Source organism: Actinoplanes sp. URMC 104 (assembly GCF_051386375.1).
Classification (GTDB): Bacteria; Actinomycetota; Actinomycetes; order Mycobacteriales; family Micromonosporaceae; genus Actinoplanes.
Map to the genome: position 1 here is coordinate 333,487 of NZ_JBPQTO010000012.1, position 16,877 is coordinate 350,363.

18 protein-coding genes are annotated in these 16,877 nt (G+C 74.2%); 12 read left to right on the forward strand and 6 right to left on the reverse strand.

Annotated elements, in window-relative coordinates:
• Positions 1–69: 69 nt before the first annotated feature.
• Positions 70–759 (reverse strand): MSMEG_4193 family putative phosphomutase, encoded by a 690-nt coding sequence (locus ACSNN8_RS40465; RefSeq protein WP_436656228.1) that lies wholly within the window; start codon positions 757–759, stop codon positions 70–72.
• Positions 759–1,811 carry an LLM class F420-dependent oxidoreductase gene (locus tag ACSNN8_RS40470; RefSeq protein WP_436656230.1) on the reverse strand — a complete coding sequence of 351 codons (1,053 nt, stop codon included), beginning with the start codon at positions 1,809–1,811 and terminating at the stop codon, positions 759–761. The genes ACSNN8_RS40465 and ACSNN8_RS40470 overlap by 1 nt, the downstream gene beginning before the upstream one ends.
• 112 nt (positions 1,812–1,923) lie before the next feature.
• Here ACSNN8_RS40470 and ACSNN8_RS40475 point away from each other — a divergent pair, with 112 nt between their 5' ends.
• From ACSNN8_RS40475 to ACSNN8_RS40495, 5 genes are all read left to right on the forward strand, one after another.
• A complete protein-coding gene (locus ACSNN8_RS40475) occupies positions 1,924–2,919 on the forward strand; it encodes an aldo/keto reductase (RefSeq protein ID WP_436656232.1) in 996 nt (331 codons plus the stop codon).
• Positions 2,920–2,970: 51 nt separating this feature from the next.
• On the forward strand, positions 2,971–4,056 hold the full coding sequence (locus ACSNN8_RS40480) for a sensor histidine kinase (RefSeq protein WP_436656234.1): 1,086 nt from the start codon (positions 2,971–2,973) through the stop codon (positions 4,054–4,056).
• On the forward strand, positions 4,053–4,694 hold the full coding sequence (locus tag ACSNN8_RS40485) for a response regulator (protein WP_436656236.1): 642 nt from the start codon (positions 4,053–4,055) through the stop codon (positions 4,692–4,694). Before ACSNN8_RS40480 ends, ACSNN8_RS40485 begins: the two co-directional genes overlap by 4 nt.
• A 63-nt stretch (positions 4,695–4,757) precedes the next feature.
• Complete coding sequence (locus ACSNN8_RS40490; RefSeq protein ID WP_436656238.1) at positions 4,758–5,825, forward strand: hypothetical protein; 1,068 nt, start codon at positions 4,758–4,760, stop codon at positions 5,823–5,825.
• Positions 5,822–6,901 carry a hypothetical protein gene (locus ACSNN8_RS40495; protein WP_436656240.1) on the forward strand — a complete coding sequence of 360 codons (1,080 nt, stop codon included), beginning with the start codon at positions 5,822–5,824 and terminating at the stop codon, positions 6,899–6,901. Before ACSNN8_RS40490 ends, ACSNN8_RS40495 begins: the two co-directional genes overlap by 4 nt.
• On the opposite strand, the gene ACSNN8_RS40500 is transcribed toward ACSNN8_RS40495, so the two are convergent.
• Positions 6,877–7,041, reverse strand: coding sequence for a hypothetical protein (locus tag ACSNN8_RS40500; protein WP_436656242.1), 165 nt, complete (start codon positions 7,039–7,041; stop codon positions 6,877–6,879). The genes ACSNN8_RS40495 and ACSNN8_RS40500 overlap by 25 nt on opposite strands.
• A gap of 153 nt (positions 7,042–7,194) precedes the next feature.
• Here ACSNN8_RS40500 and ACSNN8_RS40505 point away from each other — a divergent pair, with 153 nt between their 5' ends.
• Positions 7,195–7,386, forward strand: coding sequence for a DUF5703 family protein (locus ACSNN8_RS40505; RefSeq protein ID WP_169179144.1), 192 nt, complete (start codon positions 7,195–7,197; stop codon positions 7,384–7,386).
• A 48-nt stretch (positions 7,387–7,434) separates the two neighbouring features.
• Here ACSNN8_RS40505 and ACSNN8_RS40510 read toward each other — a convergent pair whose 3' ends face one another.
• Both ACSNN8_RS40510 and ACSNN8_RS40515 read right to left on the reverse strand, forming a co-directional pair.
• The gene (locus tag ACSNN8_RS40510; protein WP_436656244.1) at positions 7,435–8,118 is read right to left on the reverse strand and encodes a hypothetical protein; all 684 of its coding nucleotides are present in this window, start codon (positions 8,116–8,118) and stop codon (positions 7,435–7,437) included.
• A gap of 22 nt (positions 8,119–8,140) precedes the next feature.
• Entirely contained in the window at positions 8,141–9,448 is a 1,308-nt protein-coding gene (locus ACSNN8_RS40515) for a M20/M25/M40 family metallo-hydrolase (protein WP_436656246.1), read from the reverse strand.
• A 63-nt stretch (positions 9,449–9,511) separates the two neighbouring features.
• Here ACSNN8_RS40515 and ACSNN8_RS40520 point away from each other — a divergent pair, with 63 nt between their 5' ends.
• Both ACSNN8_RS40520 and ACSNN8_RS40525 read left to right on the forward strand, forming a co-directional pair.
• The gene (locus ACSNN8_RS40520) at positions 9,512–10,090 is read left to right on the forward strand and encodes a hemerythrin domain-containing protein (protein ID WP_436656751.1); all 579 of its coding nucleotides are present in this window, start codon (positions 9,512–9,514) and stop codon (positions 10,088–10,090) included.
• A gap of 100 nt (positions 10,091–10,190) precedes the next feature.
• Entirely contained in the window at positions 10,191–11,177 is a 987-nt protein-coding gene (locus ACSNN8_RS40525; protein ID WP_436656248.1) for a LysR family transcriptional regulator, read from the forward strand.
• A 40-nt stretch (positions 11,178–11,217) separates the two neighbouring features.
• Here the strand turns inward: ACSNN8_RS40525 and ACSNN8_RS40530 are convergent, their stop codons facing one another.
• The gene (locus ACSNN8_RS40530) at positions 11,218–13,749 is read right to left on the reverse strand and encodes an ATP-dependent Clp protease ATP-binding subunit (RefSeq protein WP_436656250.1); all 2,532 of its coding nucleotides are present in this window, start codon (positions 13,747–13,749) and stop codon (positions 11,218–11,220) included.
• A 131-nt stretch (positions 13,750–13,880) separates the two neighbouring features.
• Here ACSNN8_RS40530 and ACSNN8_RS40535 point away from each other — a divergent pair, with 131 nt between their 5' ends.
• The 4 genes from ACSNN8_RS40535 (at position 13,881) to ACSNN8_RS40550 (ending at position 16,874) form a co-directional block, all read left to right on the forward strand.
• Positions 13,881–14,261 (forward strand): hypothetical protein, encoded by a 381-nt coding sequence (locus tag ACSNN8_RS40535; protein ID WP_436656252.1) that lies wholly within the window; start codon positions 13,881–13,883, stop codon positions 14,259–14,261.
• A 9-nt stretch (positions 14,262–14,270) separates the two neighbouring features.
• On the forward strand, positions 14,271–14,393 hold the full coding sequence (locus ACSNN8_RS40540) for a hypothetical protein (protein WP_436656254.1): 123 nt from the start codon (positions 14,271–14,273) through the stop codon (positions 14,391–14,393).
• A 726-nt stretch (positions 14,394–15,119) separates the two neighbouring features.
• Positions 15,120–16,325: an MFS transporter gene (locus ACSNN8_RS40545; RefSeq protein ID WP_436656256.1), complete on the forward strand. Its 1,206-nt coding sequence runs from the start codon at positions 15,120–15,122 to the stop codon at positions 16,323–16,325.
• 288 nt (positions 16,326–16,613) lie between these two features.
• A complete protein-coding gene (locus tag ACSNN8_RS40550; protein WP_436656258.1) occupies positions 16,614–16,874 on the forward strand; it encodes a hypothetical protein in 261 nt (86 codons plus the stop codon).
• The last annotated feature ends 3 nt before the right edge of the window (positions 16,875–16,877 follow it).

Below are 16,877 nucleotides of genomic sequence, written 5' to 3' on the forward strand. Positions count from 1 at the left end.
CAGGGACCCCGGTTCGCCCTCGGCGCAATGCGCGGCACCCTGCGGTAACACGCTGGTCACCCAGTGCAGTCAGCTGCCGGAGCCGGCGCCTCCGCCGACCGCGGCGTCCGACCGGTTGCCGTCGGCCGCGGCCGACGGGGCCGGGATCAGCGACGCCAGGTCGGCGGTGTCGTTGAGCCGCACGACGAAGGGCCGCGTGGGCGTGTAGCGGATGACGCTGACCGACGCGGGGTCGGCCACGATCCGCTGGAACTGGTCGAGGTGCAGCCCCAGGGCGTCCGCCACGATGGCCTTGATCACATCGCCGTGGCTGCACGCCAGCCACAGGGCGTCGGGCCCGTGCGCCTCGGTGACCCGGGCGTCCCAGCGGCGTACGGCCGCGATCGCCCGCGCCGCCATCGCGGCCATCGCCTCGCCGCCGGGGAACACGGCCGCGCTGGGATGCTGCTGCACGACCGGCCAGAGCGGCTCGGAGGTCAGGTCCTTGAGCAGCCGGCCCTCCCAGTCGCCGTACCCGCACTCGGTCAGCCCCTCGTCGGTCACCGGGGTGACGCCCGGCAGCGCCAGCTCGAGGGTCGTGCGGCAGCGCACCAGCGGGCTGGTGACGACCGCGGCGAGCGGCAGCGGGCGCAGCCGCTCCCCGACGCGCTCGGCCTGGGCGCGCCCGGTCTCGTCGAGCTCCACGGGGCGCCGGCCGGCCAGCTCGCCGCTGGTGTTGGCCGTGGTGCGCCCGTGCCGCAGCAGCAGGAGGGTGGCCACTACGCGCCCACGCCCGACTCGGCGTGGGCCTCGGCGACGATCCGCAGCGTGTCGAGGCCGCTCTTGAGGTCGCCGACGTACGGGCTGATCGACAGCGTGCCGACGCCCGCCGCGGCGTACTGCTTGAGCCGTTCCCTGACCTGGATCTTGTTGCCCAGGATCGAGGTGCGCTCGATGAACTCCTGCGGCACGGCCGCGGCCGCCTCCGCCTTGCGGCCGCTGAGGTAGAGCTCCTGCACGCGCGCCGCCTCGTCGGCGTAGCCCATGCGCACCGCCAGCTGGTTGTAGAAGTTCTGCTCGCGGCTGCCCATGCCGCCCACGTAGAGCGAGGTGTAGGGCCGCAGCACGTCGGCGCAGCGGGCCACGTCGTCGCCGACCACGACCGGCACGCCGGCCGCCACGTCGAAGCCGCTCAGCCCGAGCCCGCGCTTGGCCCGGCCGCGCTCGATGTGCTGCAGGTGCTCCCCCGCGGCGTCGGGCGCGAAGAAGATGGCCAGCCAGCCGTCGGCGATCTCGCCCGCGAGCTCCAGGTTCCTGGGGCCGACCGCGGCCAGATAGATCGGCACGGCCTCGCGCGGCGGGTGGAAGCCCAGCCGCAGCGCCTTGCCGGGGCCGTCGGGCAGCGGCAGCGTGTAGTGCTCACCCGCGTACGACACCGGCTGCCGGGCGATCGCCATCCTGACGATCTCCACGTACTCCCGGGTGCGGGCCAGCGGCTTGGCGAACCGCACGCCGTGCCAGCCCTCGGAGACCTGCGGGCCCGAGACGCCCAGCCCGAGCCGGAACCGGCCGCCGGAGAGCGCGTCGATGGTGGCCGCGGTCATGGCGGTCGTCGCGGGCGTGCGCGCCGGGATCTGCATCACCGCCGCGCCCAGGTCGATGCGCTCGGTCTGCCCCGCGATCCAGGCCAGCATGCTGACCGTGTCGGACCCGTACGCCTCGGCGGACCACACCACCGAGTAGCCGAGCCGGTCCGCCTCCTGAGCCATCGCCAGGTGGTCGGCCGGCGTGGTCCACGCCGCCTGATAGCCGAGGTTCAATCCGAGCCGCACGATTACCCTCCCGCAGGTGGTCGTTCCCGCAGAGCCTACTGATCGCGCGGCGGTCCGGATCGGCCCGGCTCCGAGGATTTCGCTCTTGACAAGTTCTGAATAAGGTTCACCCATGCTGCAACGACCGCTCGGCCGTAGCGGGCTGGCGGTCTCCCGGCTCGCTCTCGGCACCATGACCTGGGGACGCGACACCGACCCGGACGACGCGGCCGCGCAGCTCAAGCTGTTCCTCGAGGCCGGCGGCACGCTGCTGGACACCGCCGACGTGTACGGCGACGGCGACGCGGAGTCGGTGATCGGCTCGCTGCTCGACCACCTCGTGCCCCGCGACGAGGTGGTGATCGCGACCAAGGCCGGGCTAACCCCGCACGGGTTCCGCCGCCGCGACGGCTCCCGCGGCAACCTGCTGCGCTCGCTCGACACGTCGCTGCGCCGGCTCGGCACCGACTACGTCGACCTGTGGCAGGTGCACGGCTACGACCCGATGACCCCGCTCGAGGAGACGCTGGCCGCCCTCGACCACGCCGTGACCAGCGGCCGGGTGCGCTACGTCGGCGTCTCGAACTTCGCGGCGTGGCAGACCGCCCGGGCCGCGACCTGGCAGGCGGCGTACCCGGGACGGGCGCCGATCGTGGCCGCCCAGATGGAGTACTCGCTGCTCGAGCGCGGCATCGAGCGCGAGCTGCTGCCCGCCTCGGCGGCGCTCGGCTTCGGCGTGCTGGCCTGGTCGCCGCTGGGCCGCGGCGTGCTGACCGGCAAGTACCGCAACGGCCGCCCGCTCGACTCGCGCGCCGCCACCGAGCACCTGGCGCCGTTCGTGCAGACCTATCTGGAACCGCGCAGCTCCAGCATCGTGCAGGCGGTCGTCACCGCCGCCGCCGGGCTGGGCGTCTCCCCCGTCGAGGTGGCGCTCGCCTGGATCCGCGACCGCCCCGGCGTGGCCGCCCCCATCCTGGGCGCCCGCACCGCCGGTCAGCTGCAGGGGGCGCTGCAGAGCGAGCAGCTGACCCTGCCCGCCGAGATCGCCAACGCGCTCGACGACGTGTCCGCGATCGACGTCGGCTACCCCGAGCGCGAGGGCGTCGGCTACCCGGACGGCGAGGGCTGACCCGTCGTCCTGCTGCGCCCGCTGCTGCGCGCCGCCACCTACCGGCGCGCGGTGTTCCTGCTGCTCGGAGCGGTCATCCTGCTCCCGTACGCCCTCATCGGAGCGCTGCTCGCGGGGATGGTGGCGGGTCCGCGGGAGGACCTGCCCGGCGTGGTCGTCACCGGTCTGGTCGCCGCCGCGGTGGCCGCCGTCCCGCCGTTCCTGGGCGGCACCCGCGAGCTGGAGATCGCCGCCGCCCGCGCGCTGCTCGACGTCGACCTGCCCGCCCCCGACCGCGGCCGCCCGCTCGCCCGCGAGACGCGGATCCGCGCCGCCCTCTGGTTCGGGCTGCACCTGCTGACCGGCGCGGTCGTCGGCGCCGCCGTGCTCGTCGCGGTGCCGGTGGCCGTGCTGGCAGCGGCCGGGCAGGAGCGCGTGCTCGGCCCGGTGCCCGGCCTGGCGGCCGCGGTCCTGCTGCTGCTCGGCGCGCTCTACGCCACCGCCGGGCTGGGCTCGCTGGCCGCGACGATGGCGCCGGTGCTGCTCGGCCCGTCGCAGGCCGAGCGGGTGGCCACGCTGGAGGCCCGGGAGCGGGAGCTGGCCGAGCGCAACCGGCTGGCCCGCGAGCTGCACGACTCGGTCGGGCACGCGCTCACCGCGGTCACGCTGCAGGCGGGCGCGGCGCGCACGGTGTTCGACAGCGACCCCGAGTTCGCCCGGCGCGCGCTGAGCGCCATCGAGGACCAGGGGCGTACGGCCCTGGAGGAGCTCGACGCCGTGCTGGGCCTGCTGCGCGACGCCGAGGCGCCCACCCTCGGCGAGGTGGGCCGGCTGCTCACCGGGCCGGTCGACGCCGAGATCGCCGACGTTCCAGTGCCGCCGCCGATCTCCCGGGAGGCCTACCGGATCGTGCAGGAGGGGCTGACCAACGCGGCCAAGCACGGCACCGGGCGGGCACGGCTGCGGATCACCGCGCCGGACGACCTGGTCATCGAGGTGACCAACACGATCAAGCCGGACGGCCGGGCCGGCGGCGGGCGGGGGCTGGCGGGCATGCGGGAACGCGTACGGCTGCTGGGCGGCGAGCTGACGGCGGGCGCGGACGGCGGCGTGTGGCGTGTGGTGGCGCGGCTGCCCTACGGGGGTGAGGGCCGGTGACCCGGGTGCTGATCGTGGACGACGACGACCTGATCCGCGCCGGGCTGCGGGCCGTGCTGAGCGCCGCGGACGGCGTCACGGTCGCCGGCGAGGCCGCGGACGGCGACGAGGTCGTCCCGCAGGCGCTCCGGCTGCGCCCCGACGTGGTGCTCATGGACGTGCGGATGCCGCGCATCGACGGCATCCAGGCGACCCGCCTGCTGCTGGACCGCCTCGACGACCCGCCCCGGGTGCTCGTGCTGACCACCTTCGAGAACGACGAGTACGTGTACGAGGCGCTCGCGGCCGGCGCGAGCGGCTTCCTGCTCAAGCGGGCCAGACCCGAGCGGATCGCCGAGGCGGTCCGGCTGGTGGCCCGGGGGGACTCGCTGCTGTTCCCCGAGGCCGTACGGCGCCTGGCCGCCGGCCACCAGCGGCCGTCCACCGGCCGGCTGCCGGGCGCGCCGCTGACCGAGCGCGAGGCCGAGGTCCTGCGGCTGATGGCCGAGGGGCTGTCCAACGCCGAGATCGCCGCCCGGCTGGTGCTCGGCGTCGAGACGGTCAAGTCGCACGTCGGCAACGTGCTGGCCAAGCTCGGCGTCCGCGACCGCACGCAGGCGGTCGTCGCCGCGTACCGCTCGGGGTTCATCTCCCCCTAGCGAGGGAGCCCGCTCCCCCGCCGCCGGGATCCGCCGCGGTCGATCCTCCGCGAGGGTCGGGGCATGACGAACAGGGCACCGAAACTGGCGGCCGGCTGGGCCGCCCTCTACGGCACCGTCGCGCTGGTCTGGACCGTCACCGGCAGCGGCTTCCCCTACGGCCCCGGCACCCGGGCGAGCGAGGTGAGCCCGCTGCGGGCCGTGACCGCCGAGGTCGGGGCGCCGCTGTTCGCGGCCGTCCTGCTGACGACCGCGCTGGCGCTGCTCATCATGAGCGGGGGCGCCCGGCCGCCGCGGGCGGCGCGGGTCGTGCTGCTCGGGTACGTCGGGCTGGTCGCCGCCGCCCTGCTGGTGGTGCTGCCCGACGTCCGGCTGCTGGAGGTCGCCGGCTACGCGCCGATGCTCATCCTCGGCGCGCCGTTCGGCTGGCCGCCCGTCGACTACTCCGAGGTCTTCACGTGGACGCTGGCCAACCAGGCGTTCGCCGTGCTCGGCGGCGTGCTGCTCGCCCGGGCCGCCGTGCGCTGGCAGTTCCGCACCTCGGGAGCCTGCGAGGACTGCGGACGCGACGACCGGCGGGAGGGCTGGACCTCACGCGAGTCCGCGGCGCGGTGGGGCCGGTGGGCGGCGTACCTCGCCGCGTTCATCCCGGTGCTGTACGCCGTGGTGCGGCTCGCCTGGGCGGCCGGCATCCCGCTCGGCATCTCCGAGGAGTTCCTGCGCCAGTTGCAGGACACCGGGCTGGTCTGGGCCGGCGCCGGGCTCGGCACGTTCGCCGTGGTGGGCGCGGTGCTGACGCTGGGCCTGACGCAGCGGTGGGGCGAGGTCTTCCCGCGGTGGATGCCCGGCCTGGCGGGCCGGCGGGTGCCGATCCGGCTGGCCACCGTGCCCGCCACGCTGGTCGCGATCTTCGTGATGTCCGCGTCGATCGGCTTCTTCACCCAGGGCGACGCCTTCGCCGACATGGCCGTGGAGGGGCTGGCTGCCGCGCCGATCGCGACCTGGCCCCTCTGGAGCCTCGCGCTCGCCGCGGCCACCCTCGGATACCACCTGCGGCGCCGTCCCGCCTGCGAGACCTGCGGCCGCGGAGCCGGCCACGCCGCGGTGGCGCCCGGACGGGTCGCGGCATGACCGCCGCGGCGCAGAAACTGGCGGCCGGCTGGGCCGCCCTCTACGGCACCGTCGCGCTGCTCTGGACCGTCACCGGCAGCGGCTTCCCCTACGGCCCCGGCAGCGACGCGAGCGACACCAGCCCGCTGCGGGCCGTGCCGGCGGACGTCGGCTCGGCGCTGTTCGCCTGCGTGCTGCTGCCGGCCGCCGTCGCGCTGCTCGTGATGAGCGGGACGGCGCGGCCGCCCCGCGCGGCGCGGTTCATCCTCCTGACGTACGTCCTTCTGGTCGCGGCCGGCCTGCTAGTGGTGCTGCCCGACATGCGGCTGCTGGCCCTCGCCGGCTACGCGCCGATGCTCATCCTCGGCGCGCCGTTCGGCTGGCCGCCCGTCGACTACTCGGAGGTGTTCACGTGGACGCTGGCCAACCAGGTGTTCGCCGTGCTGGGCGGCGTGCTGCTCGCCCGGGCCGCGCTGCGCTGGCAGTTCCGCACCGCCGGCGCCTGCGAGGACTGCGGACGCGACGACCGGCGCGGAGGCTGGACCTCACAGGAGTCCGCCGAGCGGTGGGGCCGGCCGGCGACGTTCGTGGCGGCCGCCGTCCCGGTCCTGTACGCGCTGACCCGGTTCGCCTGGGCCCTCGGCATCCCGCTCGGCCTGTCCTCCGACGGCCTGGACGACCTGCGCGACAGCGGGGCCGTGTGGGCCGGCACGGGGCTGGGCGCCTTCGCCGTGGCCGGCGCGGTCCTCACGCTCGGGCTGGTGCAGCGCTGGGGCGAGGTCTTCGGTCGGTGGATGCCCGGGCTCGCGGGCCGGCGGGTGCCGATCCGGCTGGCCACCGTGCCCGCCACCACCGTGGCGATCCTCGTGATGTCGGCCTCGGTGGCGTTCTACGCCGACCCGGTCTTCTACGACAAGCTCGGCACCGACACGATGGCCGTCGCGCCCATGATGACGTGGCCGGTCTGGGCGGTCGCGCTGGGCGCGGCCACGCTCGCCTACGCCCTGCGCCGCCGGCCCGCCTGCCGCGTCTGCGGCCGGGGAGCCACCGGCGCGGGGGATGCGGCAGCGCGTCAGGGCTCCGTGGTCGCCGGGTGAGAGCCGCCCGGGCCGGCCTCCTCGTCGGACCCGTCGAACGGGTCCTCCACGACGTCGAGCACGATCGGCGCGGCGTCGTCGCTCCAGAGGAACTTGCTGCTCATCCGCTCGGGGCCCGGCTCGTGCTGCTGATCGGTCATGCCGTCCCCGCCCTCTGCTCGTCCCGGCGCCTCGTCGGCCGGGAGGTATGTGTACCAGCTGTCACGGGCGGCGGTCTGTGATCGTCGCCGCAGCTCGGGGCATCGGCCGCCGACGCTTGTCGGGGCCCGCGGGGCGGGTGCACTCTAGTGGCCATGGACTACGAATACGCGCCGCTGCGGTTGCCCTCGAATGTCGATCGGTTGACCGCGGCGGCGCAGCTCGCCATTCAGGCGGAGTTCTCGGGATGGGAGCTGGCCCGCGTCCAGCTGTTCCGGGACGGCACCCGCAAGGTGATGCTCCGCCGCCGGATCCAGCCCACCCCGCAGCCGGGGCTGAGCTACTGAAGAAGGGCCCGTCCGCCAGGACGAGCCCTTCTTTCGGTCACAACTTGATCAGTGATGGTGATGGCCCGCGTGGTCGTGCTCGTCGTCGTCCTCGTCGGGCAGGAAGGGGTGCTCGTCGAGGCGCCCGACGAGCAGGTCGCCCTGCTTGGGCGCGAACGGGCCGTCGCCGTCGGAGTCCTCGAACTCGTCGAGGTCGAGCGGCTGGGAGATCTCGCTGACCGTGAGCAGGCCGTCGAGCGGCTCCAGCTCGGGCACGTCCAGCGACGACAGCGACCCGTCGCCGGCCTGCAGCAGCTCGAGCACGGCCTCGCCGACCGTCTCGACCGCGCCCGGGTCCTCGTCCTCGGGCACGGAGCTGCGGCGCGCCTCCTCGGCCCGGCGCAGCAGCGCCGACACGCTCGGCACGCGGTAGTCGCGCCGCTGGCGCACCGACAGCACCTGCGGGTACGGGTCCGCGGAGTCGGCCGCCTCGAAGCCGTCGACGCCGAGCCCGAAGCGCTGGTCGGCCTCGTTGGGGTCGATCGACTCCACGTCCCACGGCGTCACCTCGCCGTAGGCGTCGAGCAGCTTCTCGTCGTACGCGTAGGAGGCGTTGTTGAGGTCGACGTACGCCTGCCAGACGCCGTCGTCGTCGACCCGGCCCTCGGCCGCCTTGACCGCCGCGAGGTGCGCCCGGGCAGCCTCCACGACGCGCTCGAGGGCGGCGTCGAGCTCCGCGTTCTGGTCGGTCATCGGTATGGGTCCTTCCACAGATTCAGCTGTTCCGGAGCAGACGGTCGAGCACACGCACGCCGAACTTTAGCCCCTCCACCGGGACGCGCTCGTCGATGCCGTGGAACAGCGAGGCGAAGTTCAGGTCGGCCGGAAGCCGCAACGGGGCGAACCCGAAGCACCGGATGCCCAGCGTCGAGAACGCCTTCGCGTCGGTGCCCCCGGACATCAGGTACGGCACAGTACGCGCCCCCGGGTCCTCCGCGCGCAGCGCCGCGCCCATCGCGTCGACGAGTTCACCGCCGAACTCGGTCTCGACGGCCGGCTGCTGGTGCACGTGCTCGATCTCGAGGTCGGGCCCGATCAGCTCGCGCAGCTCGGCCAGGAACCGGTCGGCCTCGCCGGGCAGCGTGCGGCAGTCGATCGTCGCCGACGCGCGGCCGGGGATGACGTTGTCCTTGTAGCCGGCCTCGAGGCGGGTCGGGTTCGCGGTGTTGCGGATGGTCGCGCCGATCAGGTTCGCGATCGGGCCCAGCTTGGCGATCGCGATCTCCGGCTCGGCCGGGTCGATGTCGATCTGCAACGCTTCGCCGACCTGCTCGAGGAACGCCCGTACGGTCGGGGTGACCACGGTCGGGAACCGGTGCCGGCCCACCCGCGCGACGGCCTCGGACAGCGAGGTGACCGCGTTGTCGTCGTGGATGAACGAGCCGTGCCCGGGCCGCCCGGTCGCGTGCAGCCGCAGCCAGTCCAGGCCCTTCTCGGCGGTCTGCACCAGATAGAGCCGCAGGTCGTCGTTCACCGTGTACGAGTAGCCGCCGACCTCGCCGATCGCCTCGGTGCAGCCGTCGAACAGGTCGCGGTGGTTCTCCACCAGCCACTGCGAGCCGTACTGCATGCCGGCTTCCTCGTCGGCGGTGTACGTCAGCACGATGTCGCGCGGCGGCACGTAGCCCGTGCGCGCCCAGTCGCGGACCACGGCGAGCATCATCGCGTCGAAGTCCTTCATGTCGATCGCGCCGCGGCCCCAGAGGTAGCCGTCCTTCTCCTCGCCGGAGAACGGGTGCACCGACCACTCGCTCGCGTCGGCGGGCACCACGTCGAGGTGGCCGTGCACCAGCAACGCGCCGCGGCTGCGGTCGGCGCCGGGGATGCGGGCCACCAGGTTGGCGCGGGTGGGCGCCGACTCGTGCAGCTCGACGCCGATGCCCACCTCGCCCAGCTTGCCGGCGACGTACTCGGCGGCGGCGCGTTCCCCGACCGTCGTCCGCGGGTCGCCCGTGTTGGTGGTGTCGATGCGCAGCAGGTCGCGGCAGATGCCCACGACCTCGTCGGCGGCGGTGGTCTCCATTGGCTCTTCTTACCAGGGGTTTGTAACGACCGGCCGCTCGGGTAATGGCCGCCCGTGTCTTCGTTGAACCTTCCCCCGCTGCCGCCGGTCGGCGGCGAGACCACCGGGCGCAACGTCGTCGACGTGGTCACCGAGGAACACCGTAAGCTGCAGCGGCTCTGCGACCGGCTGCTCGCCGAGCCGGGTGACAGGCGGCTCGCCGACGTCGTGGTGGCCGAGCTGTCGCGCCACCTCAGCGCCGAGGAGCAGTACCTCTATCCCGCCGTGCGGCGCACCGTTCCCGGCGGCGACGAGCTGGCGGCGCGCGAGCTCGCCGAGGACCGGCAGCTGTTGACCACCCTGCAACATCTGCAGAAGGACCCCTCCCCCGAGCGCGCCCGGGACGTCGCCGAGGCCGTACGCCGGCACGTGGACGCCGACGCCGAGGAGCTGCTGCCGGTGCTCGTGCAGATGGTGCCGATCGAGGACCTGATCCGCGTCGGCAACCGCTTCGAGACGGCCGCCGAGGCGGCGCCGACCCGCCCGCACCCCGGCACCCCGTCGACGCCGCCGTGGAACAAGGTGGTCGACCCGGCCGTGGCCGTCGTGGACAAACTTCGCGATGCCGTCACGCGGCGGACGACGTACGCCAAGGATTTGTAGGCATTACACCGGATTCGTTAACCCATTTGTCACAAGTGTGGGAATCTTCGCACGCTCATAGGGCTAGCCTTCGATGTCTTCTTGGTCCTAACGTCACGTTATGAACCTGGAGCTGCGGCATCTCAAGGTGGTCTGCGCCATCGCCGAGACTGGCAGCGTGACCAAGGCGGCATCGCAGCTCGGGCTGGCCCAGCCGGCCCTGACCGCGCAGCTGCAGCGCATCGAACGCACTCTGGGCGGCCCGCTGTTCGAGCGGGACCGTCGCGGCGCCCGGCCCACGGCGCTCGGCGAGCTGGTGCTCGCCCGCGCCCGGGTGCTGCTCCCGGCGATGAAGGGCCTGCAGGACGAGGCGGCCCGGCTCGCCGGCGCGAGCGGGCACGACTCGATGAGCCGCTACCGGATCGGCGCGTCGGGCGGCCCGATCATCGGCGGCATGGTGTCGCGGCTGGCCCAGGCCCAGCCCGACGCGCAGATCACCACCCACGCCTCGTACTACGTCGACGACCTGGCGAACATGGTGCTCGCCGGCAAGCTCGACTACGCGCAGGTCGGGGTCTGCGGCGACGCGTTGCCGTCGGCGGACTACGGGCTGCACTGGCAGACGATCGCCGTGGACGGCATCTGCGCGCTGATGCCCGAGGACCATCCCGGCGCCAAGGAGGCCGACGTCGACCTCGCCGAGCTGGCCTCCGAGTCGTGGGTGGCCACCACCGGGGACGGCTGCTTCGGCGACTGCTTCGCGGCCGCCTGCGCGCGGTCCGGCTTCACCCCGCGGCGCATGCTGGAGAGCGACGTGCGCGGCTGCCTCGACATGGTCGAGTCCGGGATGGCGCTCGCGCTCTGCCAGGGGACGTTCCGGCCGCCGCCGGGGCTGACCTCGCGGCCGCTGCGGGGCGCGCCGCTGCGCTGGCGGCTGGTGCTGGGCTGGCACCCCGACTCGCAGGCGGCCGGCAGCGCGGCCAAGCTCATGGAAATGGCCCAGGAGGCGTACCAGGAGGTCGTCGGCCGCAACCCCGACTTCGTCGAGTGGATGGCCGACCATCCGCACCTCGGCGTGGTGGGCCTGGCCGCCGCCACGGAGAAGTAGAAAAGGGCCCGGCGCGCAGCCGGGCCCTTTCCTCGCTTGCTCAGACGTTCGCGGTCGCCGCGACCTGGAAGGTGAGCGCGCCGTCCGGGGCGTCCACCTTCACCGTCTGCCCGGGCGCCAGGTCGGCGCCGAGCAGCATGCTCGACAGCCGGTTGTCCAGCTCGCGCTGGATCACCCGGCGCAGCGGGCGGGCGCCGAACTCCGGCTGGAAGCCCTTGTCCGCCAGCCAGTCGATCGCCGCCGTGGTGAGCTCCAGGGTGACGTCCTGGTTGTGCAGCCGGCGCCGCGTCTCGCCGAGCATCAGCTCGGTGATCTGGCGGACCTGCTCCTGCTCCAGCTGCCGGAAGACGATGATCTCGTCGATCCGGTTGATGAACTCGGGCCGCAGCTGCTCCTTGAGCCGCCGGTCGAGCCGGTCGCGCAGCTCCTCGTCGGGCGAGGCGCCGCCCACCGCGCCGAACCCGACGCTGCGGCGGGTGCCGCTGATCAGGTCGGAGCCCAGGTTGCTGGTCATGATCAGCACGGTGTTCTTGAAGCTGACCGTACGGCCCTGGCTGTCGGTCAGCCGCCCGTCGTCGAGCACCTGCAGCAGCACGTTGAACACGTCCGGGTGGGCCTTCTCGATCTCGTCGAGGAGCACCACGCTGTACGGGCGGCGGCGCACGGCCTCGGTGAGCTGCCCGGCCTCGTCGTAGCCCACGTAGCCGGGAGGCGCCCCGACCAGCCGCGACACGGTGTGCCGCTCCTGGAACTCGCTCATGTCGAGCCGGATCATCCGGTCCGAGTCGCCGAACAGCGCCTCGGCCAGCGACCGGGCCAGCTCGGTCTTGCCGACGCCGGTCGGGCCGAGGAACAGGAAGCTGCCCACCGGCCGGTCCGGGTCGCCCAGCCCGGCGCGCGAACGGCGCACCGCCTCGGCGACCGCCACGACCGCGTCCTCCTGGCCGATCACCCGCTCGTGCAGGTGCCCCTCGAGGCGTAGCAGGCGCTCGCGCTCCTCCTCGGTGAGCTGCGCGACCGGGATGCCGGTGGCCCGGCTCACCACCTCGGCGATGTCCGCCTCGGTGACGTGCGGAACGCCCTCGATCCCGGTGACGCCCTGCTCGATCTTGGCCTTGAGCTGGTTGATCTCGTCGCGCAGCGCGGAGGCCTTCTCGTAGTTCTCCGCCGCCACCGCCTGGTCACGGTCGCGCGACAGCTCGTCGAGCCGGCGCTCCCGCTCCCGTACGCCCGCGTCCGGGGTCTTGACCCGCAGCCGCACGCGCGCGCCGGCCTGGTCGATCAGGTCGATCGCCTTGTCCGGCAGGAACCGGTCGGTGATGTAGCGGTCGGACAGCTCCGCCGCGGCGTCCAGCGCCTCGTCGGTGATCCGCACCTGGTGGTGCGCCTCGTAGTTGTCGCGCAGGCCGCGCAGGATCTGCACCGTGTCCTCGACCGAGGGCTCGCCGACCAGCACCGGCTGGAAACGCCGGGCCAGCGCCGCGTCCTTCTCGATGTGCTTGCGGTACTCGTCGAGGGTGGTCGCGCCGACCACCCGCAGCTGACCGCGGGCCAGGGCCGGCTTGAGCATGTTGCTCGCGTCCATGCCGCCGCCGTCGCCACCGCCGCCACCGGCGCCCACCAGGGTGTGGATCTCGTCGAGGAAGACGATCAGGCCGTCGCCCTCGCTCTGGATCTCGTCGATCACCTTGCGCAGGCGCTCCTCGAAGTCGCCGCGGTAGCGGGTGCCCGCCACCAGGCCGGCCAGGTCGAGCTGGATGACCCGCTTGTTCTCCAGGGTCAGCGGCACGTCGCCGTCCACGATGCGCTGGGCCAGGCCCTCGACGATCGCGGTCTTGCCGACGCCGGCCTCGCCGATCAGCACCGGGTTGTTCTTGGTGCGCCGGGAGAGGATCTCGACGGCCTGCTCGATCTCGTCGGCGCGGCCGATCACCGGGTCGATCTCGCCGCGGCGGGCCATCTCGGTGAGGTCCACGCCGAACTGCTCGAGGGTGGGGGTGTTCGGGTTGCCCGGGTTGCCGCCCCGGCCCTGGCTCGGCTTGGGCTCCGCGCTGCCCTGCTGCTGCAGCGCCTGCGGGTCGAGCTTGCCGGCGAGCATCCGGCCCGCCGCCGAGTCGGGGTTGAGGCCGAGCGCCATGAGGATGTGCTCGGGGCCCACGTACGAGGAGCCCAGCGCCCGCGAGATCTGCAGGCTGTCGAGCAGCGCGCGCTTGGCGGCGGGGGTCAGCGCGACCTGGGCCGGCAGCTCCTCGCGAATTCCGGCGGGGCGGCCGAGCGCGGCGAGCAGCGACTCGGGGTCGGCGCCCGCGCGGCGGACGGTCTGCTTCATCGGCTCCTGCTGGAGGACCGCCCACAGCAGGTGGTCGGTGTCCAGGTCGGCGACCGGACGATCCGGATCGGCGAGCTCGGCCGCGCGGCGGGCGGCGGCGGAGAGCACCTCACGCGCGTCGCCGCTCATGTACTTCGTGATGTCGATGCGCGCGGAGCGGCGCGGGTCGGCCGCACCGAAGAAGCGCGCGAAGAAGTCGTCCCACTGGCCGGGACCAGTCGGTCCGATCGGTCCGATGCTCATACGTCTTCTCTCTTCTTTCCGTAGCCTTCGTGCGGGCGGTTCACCCGCCGTGCACGCCCCCATGTCAGCGCCGTGGACCTGACAACCATTCCCATCTTTCGCGGAAAGTTGACTCGGGTACGCTCAACTCCATGACCGTACCTCTGGTGGTCGTCGACGGGGCCAACGTCGTCGGTTCCGTACCCGACGGATGGTGGCGCGACCGTGCGGCCGCGGCCGTCCGGCTGCGCGACGCCCTGGCGCCGGTCGCGACCCAGGGGCTGCCCGGGCTGCCGGGGCCGGTCGAGGTCGCGCTGGTCGTGGAGGGCAAGGCCCGCGACATCGCGGCCGGCGGCACGGAGGTCCGGGTGGTGCGGGCGGCCGGGTCGGGGGACGACGCCATCGTCGACCTCGTGCGTGCCGAGGCCGGCGACCGGCAGATCGTGGTCGTCACGGCGGACCGCGGGCTGCGGGAACGGGTGGCGGCCCTCGGCGCCGAGGTGAAGGGTCCGTCCAGCGTTCCGCGGCGGTAGGCTGAGGGCGTGATCGCACGCTCGACGGCCGCCGTGTGGGTGCCGGCCGCCACGTGGATCACGCCGCCGTTGCCGCTGTACGGCGATGATCACGAGCGTCGCGACTTCGCGCCGTCTCCGCCGCCCGGGTAGACGGCTCTGCGGCCGGTGCGTGGTGCGCCCGGGCTTCACGTTGCGCTCGCCGCGGCTGCGGGCCGGCCGGGCCCTTGCGCCGGGCGCGCCGGGTTCCAAGCTTCCCGGGCCTGCCGGGTTCCACGCTGAGTCGCCGGGGCCGCCGCGCCCGCCGAGGCCCGCCGGGGCCTGTCGAGTCCTCCCGGCCCGCCGGGGCCAAGCCCGCTGGGGCCCGCCGGGACCGCGGGGGCCCGCCGGGACCGCGGGGGGCCCGCCGGGACCGCGGGGGGCCCGCCGGGACCGCGGGGGGCCCGCCGGGACCGCGGGGGGCCCGCCGGGACCGCGGGGGCCCGCCGGGACCGCGGGGGGCCCGCCGGGACCGCGGGGGGCCCGCCGGGACCGCGGGGGGACCCGCCGGGACCGCGGGGGGACCCGCCGGGACCGCGGGGGGACCCGCCAAGTCCGCCCGGCCGGCGAAGCCGCCGAGCCCGCCGGGACGGCGGGGGCCGCGGGCGCGGGGGCCCGCCAAGTCCGCCCGGCCGGCCGAGGCCGCGGGGGCCGCGGGGGCCGCTGAGCTGAAACGCTGAGCCTGCCAGGCCTGTGGGCTTTTCATGCTGTGCGTGATCGGGCGCTGTGGACAGCGCCGGGGAAGCGCTTTCCGTCGCGTAGTGTCGCCCCTTCCCTGGGTGGGCGGGGGAGGTGGTGGCTCACTACGCACCGCTTGCTGATCTTGGTGGGAGATCTGTCGTGTCCGCTGAGCAAGTCGAACGGGCCGGGGCCCGTGCCGTGCTGCGCCGGCCGTCGGTGCCGCTCGTGCTCGCCGCCAGCCAGGTGGGCCGGCTTCCGCTGGCGGCCTCGCCGCTGGCGCTGCTGTTGTTCGCCCGCGAGTCGGTCAGCCTGGCCGTCGCGGGCGCGCTCGTGGCCGTCTTCACCGCGGGCATGGCGGTGGGCGCGCCGGTGCTGGCCCGCGCAGTCGACCGCTGGCGGCAGCCACCCGTCCTGTACGGGTCGGCCGCCGTGTCGACGGTGGGCTATGTGATCGCCGCGCTCGGCGGCGGGCGGCCGCTGGTGATCGGCGTGGGCGCGGCGCTCGCCGGGCTGGGGACGCCGCCGCTCGAGGCCTGCCTGCGCGCGCTGTGGCCGGCGCTGGTTCCCGCCGACGTGGTGCACTCGGCCTACGCCCTGGACATCGCGGTCCAAGAAGTAATCTTCGTGACCGGGCCGCTGGTGACCCTCGCCGCGGTGGCCGCCGCGGGACCTGTCGCGGGGCTGTACGCGGCCGCTCTGCTGCAGGTCGTGGGCGTGGTCGCCTTCATCAGGGCACCTGCCGTACGGGCGTGGCGAGGCACGGCCGCGGTGCAGCGGCACTGGCTCGGGCCGCTGCGGTCACGGCGGCTCGCGGTGCTGGTGGCCGGCGTGGCGTTCGTGGGCGCGGCGGTCGGCAGCATCCCCGTGGTGCTGACCGGCTATGCGGAGGGGCTGGGCGACCGTTCGCTGACCGGCTGGCTGCTCGCGGCCCAGGCGGGTGGCGCGCTGGTGGGCGGGCTGGTCTACACGCGCGTCACCCCGGGCGGGCGCCGGCGGTTGCCGCTGCTGACCGCGGCGCTCGCCGTCGGCTACCTGCCGCTGCTGACCGCGCCCGGCACGGTGGCGATGACGGTGCTGCTGGTGCTGAGCGGCGTCATGCTGCCACCGGTGCTGACCGCGGTGTTCCTCAACGCCGACCGGCTCGCCCCCGCGGGGACCGCCGTCGAGGCGTTCGCGTGGATCATGACCGCGTTCAGCGTGGGCAGCGCCCTGGGGGCGGCGGTCGCGGGGCCGCTCACCGCCGCGGGGGTGCGGGCCGGGTTCGCCTTCGCCCCGATTGCCGGCGTTGTCGCGGTCGCCGCCATGGCCATCACGACGCGGCGAGGGTCCACACCGGCGGGTCCGCCGGGGCTGCGGGAGCGGTGACGCCACGAGATGATCCCGGTAGGGGAAGAAGATCCACTCCCCGGGGTGAATGTCGTCGCTCCGGGGCCGGGCGTACGCTTCCGCCGATGCGGCTCGGCTGCCACTCTCAGGGTTCATTCCGGTTCACTCGCCGGTCGGGTCCGGGGCGTGCGGCAGCGCTCGCCCCGGGCGTTCCGGAAACGCTCCCATCAGGGAGCGCCCAAAGGGGACGGCCCGGACGGCGGGACACCAACGGGGCAGTAGTCTGAAGTTCGGTATGCAGGCTCCATACAGCAGGAGGCACTACGGGTGGCCAGTGTCGCCGAAGTCAAAGCGGCTGTGGACGCTGCACTGCAGCAGGTCACCGAGGGGCAGGCCGCGATACAGGCGGCCCGCGAGAAACTCGGCGAGGCGCAGCAGAGCCTGGCCTCCGCGCTGGACGGCAGCGGCAGCGACGCGGTCGGCTCGGCGCACGCCTCGCTCTCGCAGGCCGATCAGTCCCTCGAGGACTGCCTGAGCGCGACGCTGCAGGCGATCGAGCAGGCGCAGACCTACACGGCGATGCTCTGACGC

What these genes read in the sequence shown, in the direction of transcription:
- ACSNN8_RS40475 (WP_436656232.1), top strand. Translation starts at nt 1,924, where the DNA reads ATGCTGCAACGACCGCTCGGCCGTAGCGGGCTGGCGGTCTCCCGGCTC.
- ACSNN8_RS40490 (WP_436656238.1), top strand. Translation starts at nt 4,758, where the DNA reads ATGACGAACAGGGCACCGAAACTGGCGGCCGGCTGGGCCGCCCTCTAC.
- ACSNN8_RS40495 (WP_436656240.1), top strand. Translation starts at nt 5,822, where the DNA reads ATGACCGCCGCGGCGCAGAAACTGGCGGCCGGCTGGGCCGCCCTCTAC.
- ACSNN8_RS40500 (WP_436656242.1), bottom strand. Translation starts at nt 7,041, where the DNA reads ATGACCGATCAGCAGCACGAGCCGGGCCCCGAGCGGATGAGCAGCAAG.
- ACSNN8_RS40505 (WP_169179144.1), top strand. Translation starts at nt 7,195, where the DNA reads ATGGACTACGAATACGCGCCGCTGCGGTTGCCCTCGAATGTCGATCGG.
- ACSNN8_RS40510 (WP_436656244.1), bottom strand. Translation starts at nt 8,118, where the DNA reads ATGACCGACCAGAACGCGGAGCTCGACGCCGCCCTCGAGCGCGTCGTG.
- ACSNN8_RS40515 (WP_436656246.1), bottom strand. Translation starts at nt 9,448, where the DNA reads ATGGAGACCACCGCCGCCGACGAGGTCGTGGGCATCTGCCGCGACCTG.
- ACSNN8_RS40525 (WP_436656248.1), top strand. Translation starts at nt 10,191, where the DNA reads ATGAACCTGGAGCTGCGGCATCTCAAGGTGGTCTGCGCCATCGCCGAG.
- ACSNN8_RS40530 (WP_436656250.1), bottom strand. Translation starts at nt 13,749, where the DNA reads ATGAGCATCGGACCGATCGGACCGACTGGTCCCGGCCAGTGGGACGAC.
- ACSNN8_RS40535 (WP_436656252.1), top strand. Translation starts at nt 13,881, where the DNA reads ATGACCGTACCTCTGGTGGTCGTCGACGGGGCCAACGTCGTCGGTTCC.